The sequence below is a fragment of the Pseudomonas sp. GM17 genome, from assembly GCF_000282175.2.
Classification (GTDB): domain Bacteria; phylum Pseudomonadota; class Gammaproteobacteria; order Pseudomonadales; family Pseudomonadaceae; genus Aquipseudomonas; species Aquipseudomonas chlororaphis.
This window is the reverse complement of sequence record NZ_CP124732.1, coordinates 2652744-2668390: the sequence shown is the minus strand read 5'-3', so window position 1 is coordinate 2668390 and position 15647 is coordinate 2652744. Positions and strand designations below refer to the sequence as shown.

Below are 15647 nucleotides of genomic sequence, written 5' to 3'. Positions count from 1 at the left end.
TGCTCTCATCGGATCAGCATGGCCTGGGCGCCCTTGATGACACTGGCGTCATCGGTGCGTTGCGGGACCAGCAACCCGCGCTGCACCGCCGGCCGCGCCTCGAGGGTCGCCATCCAGCGTTGCAGGGCCGCCAGGCCGTCCACCGAAACCCCGGACCATTCATGGCCGCGCACCCAGGGAAAGGTGGCGATATCGGCAATGCTGTAGTCGCCGGCAAGGAACTCGACCTCCTGCAAGCGGCTGTCGAGCACCTCGTACAGGCGCCGGGTTTCATGCTGGTAACGATCGATGGCGCCCTGGAGCTTTTCCGGAAAATAACGGAAGAACACGTTGGCCTGGCCCTGCATCGGGCCGATGCCGCCCATCTGGAACATCAGCCACTGGATCACCCGGGAACGGCCCTGGGGATCGCTGGGCAGCAGTTGCCCGCTGAGTTCAGCCAGGTAGATGAGAATCGCGCCGGACTCGAACACGGCGAAATCGCCGTTGGCGCGGTCGACAATCGCCGGAATCCGGCCATTGGGATTGATCTTGAGAAAGCCTGGAGCCTTTTGTTCCTTCTTGTCGAAACTCAGGGCATGCACCGTATAGGGCAGGCCGAGTTCCTCGAGCACGATAGAGACCTTGTGGCCATTCGGGGTCGCAGCGGTATAGAGATCTATCATGGTTGTCTCCCATTTCAACCCGCCCAGCCTCGACAGTTGCCCGCTGCAAGTCAAGAAACGGCGAAAAACCTATTGAAACAGTCTGCAACAAGGGTGGCACCGTCTTCGTCGTTCAAGTGCAGGTGATGGCCTCCGGGCAGCTGTTCCCGACTGAAGGGTAGCCGCTCCAGCAACTCCGGGTGCTTGGCCAGCATGCCGTCGGCCGCCACCACCAGATGGGCCGGACAGGCCAGGCGCTGGACGAACGTCAGGGCCTGCTCCTGGGTCAGACGCAGCGGCGAAGCCAGGGTCAGGCGGCTGTCGCTGCGCCAGGTGTAGCCCCCCGGGACCGGCATCAGGCCGCGTTGCGCGAGCAGTTCGGCGGCTTCGCGGCTGACCGCGACCATGCCCTTCATCCGCGCCTCGATGGCGCGGTCCAGGGTGGCGTAGACCGGCTTGCGCTTGTCCCGCAGGTCCAGCTGGGCCTGCAGGGCCATGCCCATGCGCTCGGCGGCGTTTTCCCCGCTGGCGGTCGGCGGAATCACCCCATCGATCAGCGCCAGGTGGCTCACCCGCTCGGGCAACGAGCCGGCCAACACCAGCGAGACGATCGCCCCCAAGGAATGCCCGAGCAGGCCAAAGCGTTTCCAACCCATCTGCTCGGCGACCTGCAACACGTCATACACGTAATCCCAGAGCGCATAGCTGGCGCCCAGGGGGCGGTGTCCGGAATGGCCATGCCCGGCCATGTCCAGGGCGACGATGCGCAAGCCACGCAGCCGGGGCGCCAGCCGCGCAAAGCTGTTGGCGTTGTCCAGCCAGCCGTGCAAGGCAATGACCGGCAGGCCGTCCTCGGGGCCGAACAGGTGCGCCGCCAGCTCGATATGCGGCAGGCTCAGGCGGACTTCTTCCACCGCGACGCTCATGCGCAGCTCCGTTCGGCGCGGGTTTGCCAGCGGCTGAAGAGTTTTTTCAGCAGGGCCGCAGTGTCCTGCGGGCGCTCCAGCGGGAACATGTGCCCGCCCGGCATGCTCAGGGACTCACCATGGGGCATGCGCCCGACACTGCTGGCGTGGTGCTTCATCACCACCCGGCTCTGGCGCCCGCGCACTACCGCCAGCGGCACCTTCAACTGCCGGGGGCGGCCCGGGCTGGTGTGCGGCACGCCGCGATAGATACTGATCTCGGTGGCCGGGTCGAAACGCAACCGCAAACGGCCGTCGACCTGATGCAGGCCATGTTGCAGGTAGGCGTCGAAACACTCGGGGTCGAAGCCGCGGAACAGGGTCTTGCCGGCAAAATACTTGCGCGCCGACTCCAGGTCGCTGAACTCCTCGCGGCGGCCCAGGGTCCGGCCGGCGGGGGTCAGGCGATCGATGAAACCGAACCGCTTGGCGGCGCGAATCACCCATTGATCGGCACGGGTCAGCACCGGCGAATCGAGCATCACCACCCCGCGATACAGCTCCGGACAACGCAGCGCCGCATGCAGATGCAGGACGCCGCCGAAGGAATGGCCGACACCCCACACCGGCTCGGCCTGCTGTTGCAGATGGTGGATCAGTTCGTCCACCAGGTTCAGCCAGTTGTCGTCCGCCGGAAAGCGCGGATCGTGGGCGTGCTGCTGCAAATGCGCCACCTGATATTCGGGGGCCAGGGCGGCGAACAACTTGCCATAGGTACCCGAGGGAAATCCGTTGGCGTGAGTGAAAAACACCTGTTGCGACATACCGGCTAACTCATGAACAAAAAACGATGGCTGATTGTCCGCATGCCATTACCCGGCGGCAATGACAGTAACGGTCAAGAATGATGACACTCCGCTTCAGCCTATGGGTACCACTCAACGTGCCGGCGGCGTCTGCCCCAGGGGCACCACGGCCATGGTCAGGCGCGATACGCAGCTGGCCTTGCCTTCGTCGCTGCAGAGGCGAATATCCCAGACATGGGTGGTACGCCCGATATGAATCGCCCTGGCCACCGCCGTCACCCGGCCGGAGCGCAGGCCGCGCAAATGGTTGGCATTGATCTCCAGGCCCACGCAGTAGAACTTGCTGGCGTCGATGCACAGGTAGCTGGCCATGGAGCCGACCGTTTCCGCTAGCACCACCGAGGCGCCGCCGTGCAGCAGGCCATAGGGTTGATGGGTGCGATGGTCGATCACCATGCTCGCGGTCAGGGATTCGTCGTCGAAGGACTCGAAGCGGATGTCCAGCACCTCACCGATGGTGTTTTTCTGGATCGCGTTCAGTTGCTCGATGTTCGGGGTGGTACGCCATAGGCTCATCACTGCATCCTTTAGGGAGGTTATCCGCGCTCAATCCTGCCACAGCACCGCTTCGGAACGCTCGCTCCACTCTTTGAAGCGCTCGCCGTAGGCGGCTTCGATGACATTGCGCTTGATCTTCAGGGTCGGGGTCAGAAAGCCGTTTTCCACCGCCCAACTGTCCTTCACCACCACCAGGCGGTGCAAGCGTTCATGTTTGTCGAGCGCGCCATTGACCTCGTCAAGCAGGCTTTCCAGGCTCGCATGCAGGCCGCCACGGGCGTTGCCTGCGGCGTCCTGCAAACCGGCCGCGGACAATACGCACAAGCCCAGCGGCGCACTCAGGCCATCGCCGACCACGCACACCTGCTCGATCCGCGAATGCACCGCCAGGCGGTTCTCGATCGGCGCCGGGGCCACGTACTTGCCCTTGCTGGTCTTGAAGATCTCCTTGAGCCGCCCGGTCAGGCGCAGATTGCCCTCGGCGTCCTGCTCGCCCTTGTCGCCGGTGCGCAGGAAACCATCCGCGGTGACGGTTTCCGCGGTCTTCTGCGGGTCCTTGAAGTAGCCGAGCATGGTCGCCCCGCTACGCACTTGGACCTCTCCGGCCTCGTCGATCCGCACCTCGACGTCCGGGCAGGGCCGGCCGATCCAGCCGGGTACATGCTGGCCGCTGCGGCCGATATGGGAATAACCGCAACTTTCGGTCATGCCGTACACCTCCAGCACGTCGAGGCCCAGGCGCTGGTACCAGTCCAGCAGGGTCTGCGGCACCGGCGCGGCGCCGGACAAGGCGACTCGCAGGGCGTCCAGCCCCAGCCCGGCCAGCACCTTGTGCCCGACCCGCTTGCCGATGAAAGGCAGGCCCAGCAGGAACTCCAGGCGCTTGGCCGGGACCTTGCTGTACACGCCCATCTGGAACTTGGTCCAGATCCGCGGCACGCCGAACAGCGCCGTGGGCCGCGCCCGCTGCAAGTCGGTGAGAAAGGTCTCCAGGCTCTCGGCGAAGAACACCGTCTGCCCGGTATAGATCGCCGCCATCTCGACGAACATGCGCTCGGCCACATGGCACAGCGGCAGGTAGGACAGCAGCCGGTCCGTCGGCCCGAGGCCGAACAGCTGGGTGCCGCGTGAAGCCGCGAAACCCAGGGTGCCGAAGCTGTGCATCACGCCCTTGGGCAGGCCGGTGGTGCCCGAGGTGTAGATGATGGTCGCCAGTTGCTCGGCGGCGGGGTTGGGGTCGTCCTGGATCGGCGAGCACTGCTGCAACTCGTCCCAAGTGAAGTCGAAGCGGCCTTCGGGACAGATCGGCAGGCTGATGGTGGGCAGCCCGGGCTTCACGCCGGGGGCCATCGCCGGCCAGTCGTCGAGCTTGCCGATGAACACCAGGGCCGACTCGGAATGCTCCAGCACCTGGGCCACCGAATCGGCGGTCAGGTTGGGATACAGGGGCACGGAAACGTGACCGGCCATCCAGATCGCCAGGTCGGCGATGATCCAGTGGGCGCAGTTCTTGGAAATGATCGCGACATGACTGCCCGGTGGCAGCTCGCGGGCGCGCAGCCAGTGGGCGGCGCAGCGGGCCTGGTGGCCGACATCGGCCCAGGTCAGTTCTTCGACCCGGCCACCACCCAGGGGCTGGACCAGGAAACGTTGGCGGGGATGACGAGCTTCGCGCTCGTAGAACACTTCCAGCGGCAAACGAAAAGCAGCAGACATGCGACTCGCTCCTTTGTTTTTGTTCTGATCGTGAGGCTAGCCAACCAAGCACTTGCTCGGGCGACTATTCCACGCACAAAGAAACGCCGCAAGTTAAGAAATGTAGCGAAAAGAACAGATCGTGGTAGGAGCGAGGCTTGCCCGCGATGAGGGCGGACGCGCTGCTTCGGACAGTCCGCGCCGCTTCCTTCGCGGGCAAGCCTCGCTCCCACGAGTTCGAGGGCTCTGGCTCAGGGATTCCTGATGCTGTTGAGGGTCATCAGGCCGGCCAGCGGCCAGTCGCCTTCGAGTTCCGCCAGGCCCGCGGTGTGCATCGGCTGGGGATTGCGCAGATGACCATGCTGCAGAAAGCCGATCAGGTTGCCCACCAGCGGCTGGTGGCTGACCAGCAGCACGTTGTCCGCCGAGTCGAGCTGGGCGACCACCGACAGCGGGTTGTTGTCCGGCGTCAGCCAGGACACGGTGCGGATTTCCGCTTCGAAGCCTAGGGCTTCGCGCACCAGCTTCGCCGTCTGCTGCGCCCGCGCATAAGGGCTGGCGATGATCGCGCTGAGCGGCTGGCCGATCAGGTGCGCGGCGCTGCGCAGCGCCTCCTCGCGGCCATGCTCGGTCAGGTTGCGCTCGGCGTCGCTGCGCGCGTGAGGCTCGGCTTCACCGTGACGCAACACCCAGAGCTTCACAGCTTGGGCTCCTCGTCACGCACCGGATGGGGCGCCGGTGGCACCACATGCGGCGCTTCACCTTCAGGGGCCCGCGGGGCCGGCCAGTCGGCGAACGGCCAAGGCTTCTGGTCGGTATGGAAACTGCCGAAACGACCGATCTGCGCCAGGAACTGGCTCAGGCTGTCGCCGAAGTTCATCAAGCTGGCGCTCGGCGAGCCGTAGATCAGCCGGTAGATCAGTTGCACCAGCACCAGCGCGCCAAGGATGAATTGCGCCACTTGCCAGACCAGCACGAACACCAGCATCCACAGCACACGCAGCAGGATGGATTCGTACTTGGCTTCGGAATTCGTATCGTTCATGTCTCGCTCCTGTCCTGCTCAGTTGAAACCACTGGTGGAGATAAAATCGACATCGGTTTTCGGCTCGCCGCGCATCAGCAGCTCGATGACCTGGTTCAGCGTGCGCCCCTCAAACAGGATGGCATGTAATCCGGCCACCAGCGGCATATATACGCCCACTTCCTGCGCCTTGACCTTGAGCACCTTGAGGGTGTTCACGCCTTCGGCCACCTCGCCGAGCCGGTCCACCGCCTCTTCCAGGCTCAGGCCTTCGCCCAGGGCGAAACCGACCTGGTAGTTGCGGCTCTTGGGCGACGAGCAGGTGACGATCAAATCGCCAACCCCCGCCAGGCCAAGGAAGGTCATCGGGTTGGCGCCCTGGCTGACGGCGAAACGGGTCATTTCCGCCAGCGCCCGGGTAATCAGCATGCTCTTGGTGTTTTCCCCCATGCCCAAGGCCACAGCCATGCCGGCAATGATCGCGTAGACGTTCTTCAACGCCCCGCCCAGCTCGACGCCGAAGCGGTCGGCGCTGGCATAGACGCGGAAGGTCCGGCCATGCAGGGCCGCCTGCACACGCTGGCAGAGTTCTTCGTCTTCACTGGCGACCACGGTGGCGGTCAAGGCGTGCTCGGCCACTTCACGGGCCAGGTTCGGCCCGGACAGCACGCCGATCCGCGCTTGCGGGGCGATGTCTTCGAGGATTTCGCTCATCAGCTTGAAGGTCTGTGCTTCGATGCCCTTGGTCAGGCTGACCAGCAGCTTGCCGGCGAGCAACTGCGCATGGGGCGCCAGCACCGAGCGCAGGGCGCTGGAGGGCAAGGCGACAAAACACAGGTCACTGTCGTTCAGGGTGGCCAACAGATCGGTCACCGGCTCCACCGCCGGATGAATCTTGATGCCTTTGAGGTAACGCGGATTTTCGCGATGAATGCGAATGGCCTCCGCCTGCTCCGGGTCACGCATCCACTGCCGCACCCGATGACCGTTCTCGGCCAGCAGATTGGCCACGGCGGTACCAAAGCTTCCGCCTCCCAGGACCGCGATAGGGCGCTGTTCAGTCATATGCAATCCGTCAATCCATACAGTGGCGATGGCGGCATTATACGGGGCGCCCCTGCGGCGGCCAGCCCTGTGAACAATTAGGCACAAATGCCGGGAAAACACCGATTAGGACGGGGAATGTCGGGGTTATCGACTGGAAAACCCGGTCATCTCGGTTAACATGCGCGGCAATTACTCGTTATCAAGGCTGTGCCGTGTATCCTGGCCCTCCCCTCTCCCGCCCATCCCTGTTGCTGGCGCTGCTTTGCAGCACCCCGGTGCTGGCCGACGATCTGTTCCTGGACAGCCAGCCGCTGCCGGAAATCCTCACCGCCACCCGTCTGAAACAATCCCCCGCGGCCGTGCCCGGCAGCATGACCGTGCTCGACAGCGAACTGATCAACGCCAGCGGCGCCCGCGATATCAGCGAGCTGCTGCGCCTGGTGCCGGGGATGATGGTCGGCAATATCAGCGGCAACCAGGCCGCGGTGAACTATCACGGCACCAATGCCAGCGAAGCGCGCCGCATGCAGGTGCTGATCGATGGACGCTCGGTGTACCGGGCAGGCCTGGCCACCGTGGACTGGAGCGACATTCCGGTGGCCATGGAGGACATCGAGCGCATCGAGGTGTTCCGCGGCCCCAATACCGTCAGTTACGGCGCCAACGCGCTGATGGCGGTGATCAACATCATCACCCGCTCGCCCGCCAACAGCCACGGCACGCGGATCAAGGTCACCCGCGGCCAGCGCGGCATCAGCGACTGGTACGCCAGCCAAGGCACCGGCTGGGACAGCGGCGACCTGCGTCTGTCGCTGTCCGGGCAGGAGGACGACGGCTTCGACAGCGATCGCAACGGCGCCGACTACCGCGACAGCCGGCGCTTGAACCGCTTCAGCCTGTCGGTCAGCCAGATGCTCGACGAGCGGCAGAGCATCGACTGGCAACTCAGCGCCAAGGAAGGCAGCAACCAGCGCCCCTATACCTACCGGCCAGTGTTCTCCGGCATCACTTCGGCCGGCTACAACTCCGACGTGATCGCCAAGGACTATGCCGGCTCGCTGCGCTGGAACCTCGACATCAACCCGGAGCACAGCCTTTATATACAAGGCTCGGCCCAGCACTGGGACCGCCAGCAGAACTGGCGCGCCTGTGACGCCGAAGTGTCGTTCAGCCCGGAACTGACCCGCCTCTGGCAGCTCAACCCGAACTACGCCGAACTGCTGGCCCGGCACATGGACAACTTCACCGGCTCCGGCGCCCCTCCAGGCACCGCGGCCGAACAGGCCCTGGCGAACCAGGTGCTGACGCAATGGAAGGACGGCGCCAAGCGCACGGTCTGCGGGGATATCGACCAGAGCGCCCGCGAATCGCGCTACGACCTCGAACTGCAGGACACCCTGAGCCTGTCCGACGGCGTGCGCCTGGTCAGCGGCCTGAACTATCGCTACGACCGCGCCGACTCGCAAACCTATTTCAACGGCACCCTCGACGACAGCACCTGGCGCGCCTTCGGCCAGCTGGAATGGCGCGCCACCGAACACTGGCTGTTGCAGGGCGGCGCCATGTTCGAGGACTCGCAACTGAGCGGCAGCTCGCTGACCCCGCGGGTGGCGGTCAACTACCTGATCAACCCGCGCCACGGCCTGCGGGCGGTGTATTCGGAAGCGATCCGCTCGCCGGACATGTTCGAGAACAACGTCAACTGGAGCTACCGGGTCACCAAGCTGAGCCCCACCGCCTACGGCCAGCCCAGCGCCCAGTACTTCGTCAAGACCCGCGGCCCGGGCAACCTCGACCAGGAACGCATGCGCTCACGGGAACTGGGCTACAACGGCTTTTTCGCCGATCTCGGGCTGAACCTCGATGTGAAGCTGTTCTACGACGAAATCAGCGGGATGATCAGCGAGCCGCTGCGCAACAACCAGTACATCGCCAGTAACAGCAACAGCTCACGCTTCGCCGGCACTGAAACCCAATTGGACTGGCGCCTGAACCCGGCGGACCGGCTGCGCCTGACGTACGCCTATGTCGACGCCGAAGCCAGCAACCCGCTGGACGAGCAATTGACCGCGCGCCACAGCGGCTCGGCGGGCTGGTTGCGCGACTGGGGCCAGGGCTGGTCCAGCGCGCTCTTCTACTATGGTTCCAGCGCGCTCAACGGGTATCGCTTCGAACGGGTCGATACCCGCGTCGCCAAGCGTATCCCCCTGGGCAAGGGCAGCCTGGAGCTGGCCGGCGTGCTCCAGCAACGGCTCGACGACGAGCCCACTACCTTTGTCGACAACAACTATGACTCGCACCACGTCCTCTACTTCAGTGCGGAGTTGACGTTCTAGCATGAGCCACCGTCAGTCAGGGATGACGCCTGCCTTGAACCGTTTCCGGGTTCGCCTGCTGCTGTTCTGTTGCCTCTGGGGTGCATTCCCCGCATGGGCGGCCCAGGTGTTGCTGACTGGCGCCGAAGACAGCACCGGTGTGCGGGCCTTCGCCCAGGCACTGGCGCAACAGCGGCCACAGGACGAAGTGCGCTTCGAACTCCTGGCCAACCTGCCTGCCCCCGGTCAATTGCCAGCGGGCACCCGGCTGATCCTGCTCGACCCGGCCAGCCTGGAGTGGCGCCAGAAAGATACCCAGGGCCCGGCCACCCTGGTGCTGCGCATCGGCCGGATCCAGGCTCAGCAGCGCCTGGGGACAACGTCTTCGCCCCGGCTGAGCCTGTTATGGAGCGACCCGCCGCTGGCTCGGCAATTGCGGCTGATCCGCAAGATCCTGCCCCAGGCCCGGCGGATCGGCGTGCTCTACGGCGCCGACAGCGAATTCCTGCTCAAGGAGCTGCACCAGGCCGCCCATCCCCTGGGGCTGGAAATCGTCGCCGAGCGCTGGGACGACACCAATGACAGCCGTCCGCTGCAAAGCCTGCTGAAAAGCAGCGACGTTCTGCTGGGGCTGGACGATCCGCAGCTGTACAACCCGAAAACCGCGAAGAACCTGTTATTGAGCAGCTATGCCCGGCAACTGGCGCTGATCGGCCCCAATGCCGGCTTCGTCAAGGCCGGCAGCCTGGCCAGCACCTACAGCGACCAGGAAGACTGGCTGCAGGTGCTCGACGATTTGCTGGACCGGCCCACGACCCACTGGCCGCGTACCCTGTATCCACAACCGTTCAAGGTGTTGAGCAACCCGCAAGTGGCACGCTCCCTGGGTGTCGAACCGATTGACGAGCAATCGGTGGCGACCCAGCTGGCCGAAGGAGAAAAACGCCCATGACCTTCCGTCGCCGTTGGGACATCAGTACCCGCACCCAGATCATCTGCCTCGGCCCGGCGCTGCTGCTGACCCTGCTGCTGATCAGCTTCTTTACCTTCGTACGGATCCAGGATCTGCGCCAGGAGCTGAACCACACCGGCCAGTTGATCGCCAACCAGCTGGCGCCGGCCACCGAATACGGGGTGATCTCGGGCAACAGCGAAGGTCTCGAGAGCCTGCTCAAGGCCACCCTGGCCACGCCCCATGTGCGCTTTCTCGAAGTCCAGGACAGCCGCAACAAGATCCTGGTGTACGTCGAGCAGCCTTCGGAGACCCACAACCGCTCACAGCAGGTCGAAGTGTTCCAGGCCCCGGTGCGCCTGCAACGCATCCAGCTCAGCAACGACTTGTTCCAGGACGACCCGAGCGCCAGCGTGAGTCCGAGCGAGGACTACCTGGGGCGGGTGATCGTCGGCATGTCCAACGACGCCTTCAGCCAGCGCCAGCAGGAGATCCTGTTCAAGGCCGGCATCCTCGCGCTGTTCGCCCTGCTGTTCACCTTCCTCCTGGCCCGCCGCCTGGCGGCCAGCCTGTCGCAGCCGATCAGCGCCATGGGCACCGCGGTCAAGGCCATTCAACAGGGTGACTTCAAGACTCCGCTGCCGATCGTCGACGACGCCGAGCTGGGCGATCTTTCGCGGCATATCAACAACCTGGCCGCCGGCCTCGAGCAGGCCAGCCGCGAGCAGCACCAGGCCATGGCCCAGTTGATCCAGACCCGCGAAGAAGCGGAGCGGGCCAACAACGCCAAGTCGGACTTCCTGGCGATGATGAGCCATGAACTGCGCACGCCCATGAACGGCGTGCTGGGCATGCTGCAACTGCTCGAAACCACCGAAATGACCGATGAACAGCACGAATACGCGGCGCTGGCCTCCGAGTCCACCGAGCACCTGCTCAAGGTGATCAACGACATCCTCGACTTCTCGCGCATCGAGCGCTCGGCCCTGGAGCTGGAGCACATCCCGTTCAACCTCGCCGAACTGATCAGCAGCTCGGCCCAAGCCTTCCAGCACAGCGCCGCGCAACGCGGGCTGGACCTGCAACTGCGACTGCCGCCCGGCATGGAGTCGCTGCAGGTCAAAGGCGACCCGACGCGCATCCGGCAGATCCTGGTGAACCTGATCGGCAACGCCTTGAAGTTCACCGAGCAAGGCAGCGTCACCGTCGAGCCGCAATGGCAGGCCCTGGACCACGAGCTGCTGTGGTTCACCTGCAGCGTGCGCGACAGCGGGATTGGCATCAGCACCGAAAGCCTGGAACTGATGTTCAACGCCTTCCAGCAGGCCGACAGTTCGATTTCCCGGCGTTATGGCGGCACCGGCCTGGGGCTGCCGATCGCCCGCACCCTGGCCGAACGCATGGGCGGCACCCTGCGCGCCCAGAGCGAGGAAGGCCGCGGCTCGGTGTTCACCCTGGAGATCCCGCTGGCGCTGTACCAGCAAAGCCTGCCGGTGCTGGCGCCGCGGGTGCACAGCGGGCATGCCCATGGCGAAGGACGCAACGTGCTGCTGGTGGAAGACAACCCGGTCAACCAGACTGTGATCCAGGCCATGCTGCGCAGCCTGGGCTTCACGGTCAGCATCGCCACCGATGGCGCCCAGGCCATTCGCAGCGCCGAGAGCCTGATCTTCGAGGCGATCCTGATGGATTGCCGGCTGCCGCTGATCGACGGCTACGAGGCCACCCGGCAGATCCGCCAACTGCCCGGATGCGCCGATCTGCCGATCATCGCCTTGACCGCCAACGCCTTGCAGGGCGACCGCGAAGCGTGTTTGTCGGCGGGAATGAACGATTACCTGGCCAAGCCGTTCAAACGCACGGATCTGCAGCAAATTCTCCAACGCTGGGTGCAGTAGCGGCCACTTATCGACCATCTGCGACTGGCGTGGCGGGCGAAAGTGCGGCAGTCTTAGGCACCCGAACAGGCCCCTCACAGGGCCTGTATAATAATTTCAGTGCACAAGTGTACATTCATGTCCCTTGTGCTGTGACTTTCACCACAACGCAATAGTCTATGAGTAGGCTGCCGGCTCGAGGCATGAACGCTTCGATCGGCCGGGAAGATTTGCCCCACCCTGCCGCATGGGACTATTGAGGAGCTCGCATGACCAAACAAAACGCCTTTACTCGGGAAGATCTGCTGCGCTGCAGTCGCGGTGAGCTGTTCGGCCCAGGTAACGCGCAACTGCCCGCCCCGAACATGCTGATGGTGGATCGCATCACTCATATCAGCCAAGAGGGCGGCAAGTACGGCAAAGGTGAATTGGTCGCCGAGCTGGATATCACCCCTGACCTGTGGTTCTTCGCCTGCCACTTCGAAGGCGATCCGGTGATGCCGGGCTGCCTGGGCCTTGACGCCATGTGGCAACTGGTCGGTTTCTTCCTGGGCTGGCAAGGCCTGCCGGGCCGCGGTCGCGCCCTGGGCTCGGGCGAAGTGAAGTTCTTTGGCCAGGTGCTGCCGACCGCCAAGAAAGTCACCTATAACATTCATATCAAGCGCGTCCTCAAGGGCAAGCTGAACATGGCCATCGCCGATGGTTCGGTCAGCGTCGACGGCCGCGAAATCTACACCGCCGAAGGCCTCCGGGTCGGCGTTTTCACCTCCACTGACAACTTCTAAGGGTTATCCGCATGCGCCGCGTCGTTATCACTGGTCTGGGCATCGTTTCGTGCCTGGGCAATGACAAAGAGACCGTCTCCGCTAACCTGCGTGCAAGTCGCCCTGGCATCCGCTTCAACCCGGAATATGCCGAAATGGGTCTGCGTAGCCAGGTTTCCGGCTCCATTGACCTCAATCTCGAAGAGCTGATCGATCGCAAGATCTATCGCTTCGTCGGCCACGCGGCGGCTTACGCCTACCTGGCCATGAAAGACGCCATCGCCGACTCCGGCCTGACCGAAGAGCAGGTTTCCAACCCGCGTACCGGCCTGATCGCTGGCTCTGGCGGCGCCTCTACCCTGAACCAGATGGAAGCGCTGGACATCCTGCGCGAGAAAGGCGTCAAGCGCGTCGGCCCATACCGCGTGACGCGGACCATGAGCAGCACCGTTTCCGCATGCCTGGCCACGCCGTTCAAGATCAAGGGCCTGAACTACTCCATCGCTTCCGCCTGCGCCACCAGTGCTCACTGCATCGGTACCGCCATGGAACAGATCCAGATGGGCAAGCAGGACATCGTGTTCGCCGGTGGCGGTGAAGAAGAACATTGGAGCCAGTCGTTCCTGTTCGACGCCATGGGCGCCCTGTCCAGCAAGCGCAATGACACCCCGGAACAAGCCTCCCGCGCCTACGATGCCGACCGTGACGGCTTCGTCATCGCCGGCGGTGGCGGCATGGTGGTGGTCGAGGAGCTGGAACACGCCCTGGCCCGTGGCGCGAAGATCTACGCCGAAATCGTTGGCTACGGCGCGACGTCCGACGGCTACGACATGGTGGCGCCAAGCGGCGAAGGTGCAATCCGTTGCATGCAGATGGCCATGTCTACTGTCGACGCACCGATCGACTACCTGAACACCCACGGCACCTCGACTCCGGTCGGCGACGTCGCGGAAATGAAAGGCGTGCGTGAAGTGTTCGGCGACAAGGCTCCAGCCATCAGCTCCACCAAGAGCCTGTCGGGTCACTCCCTGGGCGCCGCCGGCGTTCACGAAGCGATCTACTGCCTGCTGATGATGGAAGGCAACTTCATGGCCGGTTCGGCCAACATCGACGAGCTGGATCCGGAAGTGGCCGACATGCCGATCCTGACCAAGACTCGCGAAGACGCCACCATCAACACCGTGATGAGCAACAGCTTCGGCTTCGGCGGCACCAACGCCACCCTGGTCCTGAAGCGCTGGCAGGGCAAGTAAGCCCCGCCTTTGCCACATGAAAAACGCCCCGACTGGTTCGGGGCGTTTTTTATTGGGCGACTGTTTTCCCCCGCGCAAAAGCACTTACACCGAGAAACGCGCCACCAGGGTGTTCAGGTCCACCGCCAGCCGTGACAGTTCCTGGCTCGCGGCGCTGGTCTGGTTGGCCCCGGCCGAGGTCTGCATGGCCAGGTCGCGGATGTTCATCAGGTTGCGATCCACCTCCCTGGCCACCGCCGCCTGCTCCTCCGAGGCGCTGGCGATCACCGTGTTGCGCTCGTTGATCAGGGTGATCGCCCCGGCGATTTCCTCCAGCGCCGTCCCCGCCGCCTTGGCCAGCTCCAGGGTCGAGCGGGCCCGACTGTTGCTCTGCTGCATGGAGCTGACAGCCTGCTCGGTGCCCAGCTGAATGCCGCCGATCATCTGCTCGATCTCCTGGGTCGATTGCTGGGTGCGATGCGCCAGCGCCCGCACCTCGTCCGCCACCACCGCGAACCCGCGACCGGCATCCCCGGCCCGCGCCGCCTCGATGGCGGCATTCAGGGCCAGCAGATTGGTCTGTTCGGCCACCGAACGAATCACATCCAGCACCTTGCTGATGCCATACACCTTCTGCGCCAGCTCTTCGACCTGGGAGGCGTTGGCAGTCACGTCGTCGGCCAGGGACTCGATGGACTGTACCGTCTGGCGCACCTGCTCACGCCCATGCTGGGCAATCAGGTCGGACTGGCGGGAGGCTTCGGACGTTGCCACGGCATTGCTGGCCACCTCCTCCACCGCAGCGGTCATCTGGTTCACCGCAGTCGCCGCCTGTTCGATTTCCTGGCTCTGCTGGTGCAGGCCGCGGGTGGCGTCCTCGGTCACGCAACTGAGTTCCTCCGAAGCGGAAGCCAGCTGGCTGGAAGACTCGGAAATACGCCGGATGGTCTCCCGCAGGCTGTGCTGCATGGCCTTGAGCGCCTGCAGCAGGCGCGCCGGCTCATCCTTGCCGCTGATCCGAATGTCCTCGGTCAGGTCGCCGCCGGCCACCACCTCGGCCACGTTCAACGATTGCGAGAGCGGCAGCACGATGCTGCGGGTGAGCAACAGGGCCAGGACAATGGTCATCAGGCCCGCCACCACAATCATCACCACCACCCAGACCTTGGCGTTGCTGAACACCGCCCTGGCCAGCTCGGTGGCCAGGTTGGCGTTGTGCCGGTTGAGGGCCACCAGCTCATTGAGGGTGCCCGCCAGCTCATCGGCCAACTGGCTCATCTCGCCATTGACCACCGCAACCGCATCCTCGACCCGCCCCTGCTGCGACAGCGCCATCACCTGGTTCTGATGCTCGAGGTAGCGCTTCTCGGCGGCCTTGTAGCGATCGAACAGCACACGCTCTTCCGGCAGCACAATCAGCGCGTTATAGCGCTCCTGGGCCACCGTCATGCCGCGCTTGATCTCGTTGAGTTTGCTTTCGTTCTGCGCCAGGGCCTGGGGGCTGCGGTTGATCAGCAAGCGCATGGTCAGCGCCCGGACCCGCAGCAGGTCCTGATTCATTTCGCCCACCGACATCACACTGGGTAGCCAGTTGTTGTCGACCTCGTCGGACTGCGCGCGCATGTTCGACATCTGCAGCAGGGCGAACGCCCCCAGGCCGAACACCATCAGCGCCAGCAGGCCGAAGCCCAGGCCCGCGCGCGGTGCAATGTTGAGACTCCTGATGCTCATTCTCCGGTTCCTTCCAAAAACGCTGCATTCGCCATACAGCGGGCTGCTCTTGAAGGTATCGGGTCGCGGAAAATTTGCTTAAGACGAAAACGTGATA

Annotated in this window: 14 protein-coding genes and 1 pseudogene; 5 read left to right on the top strand and 10 right to left on the bottom strand. The window is 64.3% G+C overall.

Translation table 11 applies throughout. The annotated features are described in order from the left end of the window. Window positions 1-5: 5 nt before the first annotated feature. The 8 genes from PMI20_RS12015 to PMI20_RS11980 all read right to left on the bottom strand — a co-directional run bounded on the left by PMI20_RS12015 (window position 6) and on the right by PMI20_RS11980 (window position 6697). Complete coding sequence (locus tag PMI20_RS12015) at window positions 6-665, bottom strand: glutathione S-transferase family protein (RefSeq protein ID WP_007931599.1); 660 nt, start codon at window positions 663-665, stop codon at window positions 6-8. A gap of 50 nt (window positions 666-715) precedes the next feature. Next, a complete protein-coding gene (locus tag PMI20_RS12010) occupies window positions 716-1570 on the bottom strand; it encodes an alpha/beta hydrolase (RefSeq protein ID WP_007931597.1) in 855 nt (284 codons plus the stop codon). Further along, complete coding sequence (locus PMI20_RS12005; protein WP_007931585.1) at window positions 1567-2373, bottom strand: alpha/beta fold hydrolase; 807 nt, start codon at window positions 2371-2373, stop codon at window positions 1567-1569. The genes PMI20_RS12010 and PMI20_RS12005 overlap by 4 nt, the downstream gene beginning before the upstream one ends. 114 nt (window positions 2374-2487) lie before the next feature. Then, on the bottom strand, window positions 2488-2931 hold the full coding sequence (locus PMI20_RS12000) for a hotdog fold thioesterase (protein WP_007931583.1): 444 nt from the start codon (window positions 2929-2931) through the stop codon (window positions 2488-2490). Window positions 2932-2961: 30 nt separating this feature from the next. Continuing rightward, entirely contained in the window at window positions 2962-4629 is a 1668-nt protein-coding gene (locus PMI20_RS11995) for an AMP-binding protein (RefSeq protein ID WP_007931580.1), read from the bottom strand. Between the two features lie 230 nt (window positions 4630-4859). After that, complete coding sequence (gene sixA / locus PMI20_RS11990) at window positions 4860-5309, bottom strand: phosphohistidine phosphatase SixA (protein ID WP_007931572.1); 450 nt, start codon at window positions 5307-5309, stop codon at window positions 4860-4862. Next, entirely contained in the window at window positions 5306-5653 is a 348-nt protein-coding gene (locus PMI20_RS11985) for a DUF4389 domain-containing protein (protein ID WP_007931570.1), read from the bottom strand. The genes sixA and PMI20_RS11985 overlap by 4 nt, the downstream gene beginning before the upstream one ends. A gap of 18 nt (window positions 5654-5671) precedes the next feature. Beyond that, the gene (locus PMI20_RS11980) at window positions 5672-6697 is read right to left on the bottom strand and encodes an NAD(P)H-dependent glycerol-3-phosphate dehydrogenase (RefSeq protein ID WP_007931569.1); all 1026 of its coding nucleotides are present in this window, start codon (window positions 6695-6697) and stop codon (window positions 5672-5674) included. A 194-nt stretch (window positions 6698-6891) separates the two neighbouring features. On the opposite strand from PMI20_RS11980, the gene PMI20_RS11975 reads away from it, so the two are divergent. From PMI20_RS11975 to fabB, 5 genes are all read left to right on the top strand, one after another. Beyond that, window positions 6892-9015 carry a TonB-dependent receptor plug domain-containing protein gene (locus tag PMI20_RS11975; protein ID WP_007931567.1) on the top strand — a complete coding sequence of 708 codons (2124 nt, stop codon included), beginning with the start codon at window positions 6892-6894 and terminating at the stop codon, window positions 9013-9015. A gap of 1 nt (window position 9016) precedes the next feature. After that, complete coding sequence (locus PMI20_RS11970; protein WP_177323811.1) at window positions 9017-9946, top strand: ABC transporter substrate-binding protein; 930 nt, start codon at window positions 9017-9019, stop codon at window positions 9944-9946. After that, window positions 9943-11844 (top strand): ATP-binding protein, encoded by a 1902-nt coding sequence (locus tag PMI20_RS11965; protein ID WP_007931560.1) that lies wholly within the window; start codon window positions 9943-9945, stop codon window positions 11842-11844. The genes PMI20_RS11970 and PMI20_RS11965 overlap by 4 nt, the downstream gene beginning before the upstream one ends. A 248-nt stretch (window positions 11845-12092) precedes the next feature. After that, window positions 12093-12608: a 3-hydroxyacyl-[acyl-carrier-protein] dehydratase FabA gene (gene fabA, locus PMI20_RS11960; RefSeq protein ID WP_007931558.1), complete on the top strand. Its 516-nt coding sequence runs from the start codon at window positions 12093-12095 to the stop codon at window positions 12606-12608. Window positions 12609-12619: 11 nt separating this feature from the next. Then, on the top strand, window positions 12620-13840 hold the full coding sequence (fabB, locus tag PMI20_RS11955) for a beta-ketoacyl-ACP synthase I (protein ID WP_007931556.1): 1221 nt from the start codon (window positions 12620-12622) through the stop codon (window positions 13838-13840). 84 nt (window positions 13841-13924) lie between these two features. Here fabB and PMI20_RS30940 read toward each other — a convergent pair whose 3' ends face one another. After that, a complete protein-coding gene (locus tag PMI20_RS30940; RefSeq protein ID WP_492569772.1) occupies window positions 13925-14788 on the bottom strand; it encodes a methyl-accepting chemotaxis protein in 864 nt (287 codons plus the stop codon). Continuing rightward, window positions 14780-15550 (bottom strand): annotated as a pseudogene (locus PMI20_RS30935) (MCP four helix bundle domain-containing protein); the annotation flags it as partial. The gene PMI20_RS30940 and the pseudogene PMI20_RS30935, both read right to left, overlap by 9 nt. Window positions 15551-15647: the final 97 nt, after the last annotated feature.

What these genes read in the sequence shown, in the direction of transcription:
- PMI20_RS12015 (WP_007931599.1), bottom strand. Translation starts at nt 665, where the DNA reads ATGATAGATCTCTATACCGCTGCGACCCCGAATGGCCACAAGGTCTCT.
- PMI20_RS12010 (WP_007931597.1), bottom strand. Translation starts at nt 1,570, where the DNA reads ATGAGCGTCGCGGTGGAAGAAGTCCGCCTGAGCCTGCCGCATATCGAG.
- PMI20_RS12005 (WP_007931585.1), bottom strand. Translation starts at nt 2,373, where the DNA reads ATGTCGCAACAGGTGTTTTTCACTCACGCCAACGGATTTCCCTCGGGT.
- PMI20_RS12000 (WP_007931583.1), bottom strand. Translation starts at nt 2,931, where the DNA reads ATGAGCCTATGGCGTACCACCCCGAACATCGAGCAACTGAACGCGATC.
- PMI20_RS11995 (WP_007931580.1), bottom strand. Translation starts at nt 4,629, where the DNA reads ATGTCTGCTGCTTTTCGTTTGCCGCTGGAAGTGTTCTACGAGCGCGAA.
- PMI20_RS11985 (WP_007931570.1), bottom strand. Translation starts at nt 5,653, where the DNA reads ATGAACGATACGAATTCCGAAGCCAAGTACGAATCCATCCTGCTGCGT.
- PMI20_RS11980 (WP_007931569.1), bottom strand. Translation starts at nt 6,697, where the DNA reads ATGACTGAACAGCGCCCTATCGCGGTCCTGGGAGGCGGAAGCTTTGGT.
- PMI20_RS11970 (WP_177323811.1), top strand. Translation starts at nt 9,017, where the DNA reads ATGAGCCACCGTCAGTCAGGGATGACGCCTGCCTTGAACCGTTTCCGG.
- PMI20_RS11965 (WP_007931560.1), top strand. Translation starts at nt 9,943, where the DNA reads ATGACCTTCCGTCGCCGTTGGGACATCAGTACCCGCACCCAGATCATC.
- fabA (WP_007931558.1), top strand. Translation starts at nt 12,093, where the DNA reads ATGACCAAACAAAACGCCTTTACTCGGGAAGATCTGCTGCGCTGCAGT.
- fabB (WP_007931556.1), top strand. Translation starts at nt 12,620, where the DNA reads ATGCGCCGCGTCGTTATCACTGGTCTGGGCATCGTTTCGTGCCTGGGC.
- PMI20_RS30940 (WP_492569772.1), bottom strand. Translation starts at nt 14,788, where the DNA reads ATGCAGCACAGCCTGCGGGAGACCATCCGGCGTATTTCCGAGTCTTCC.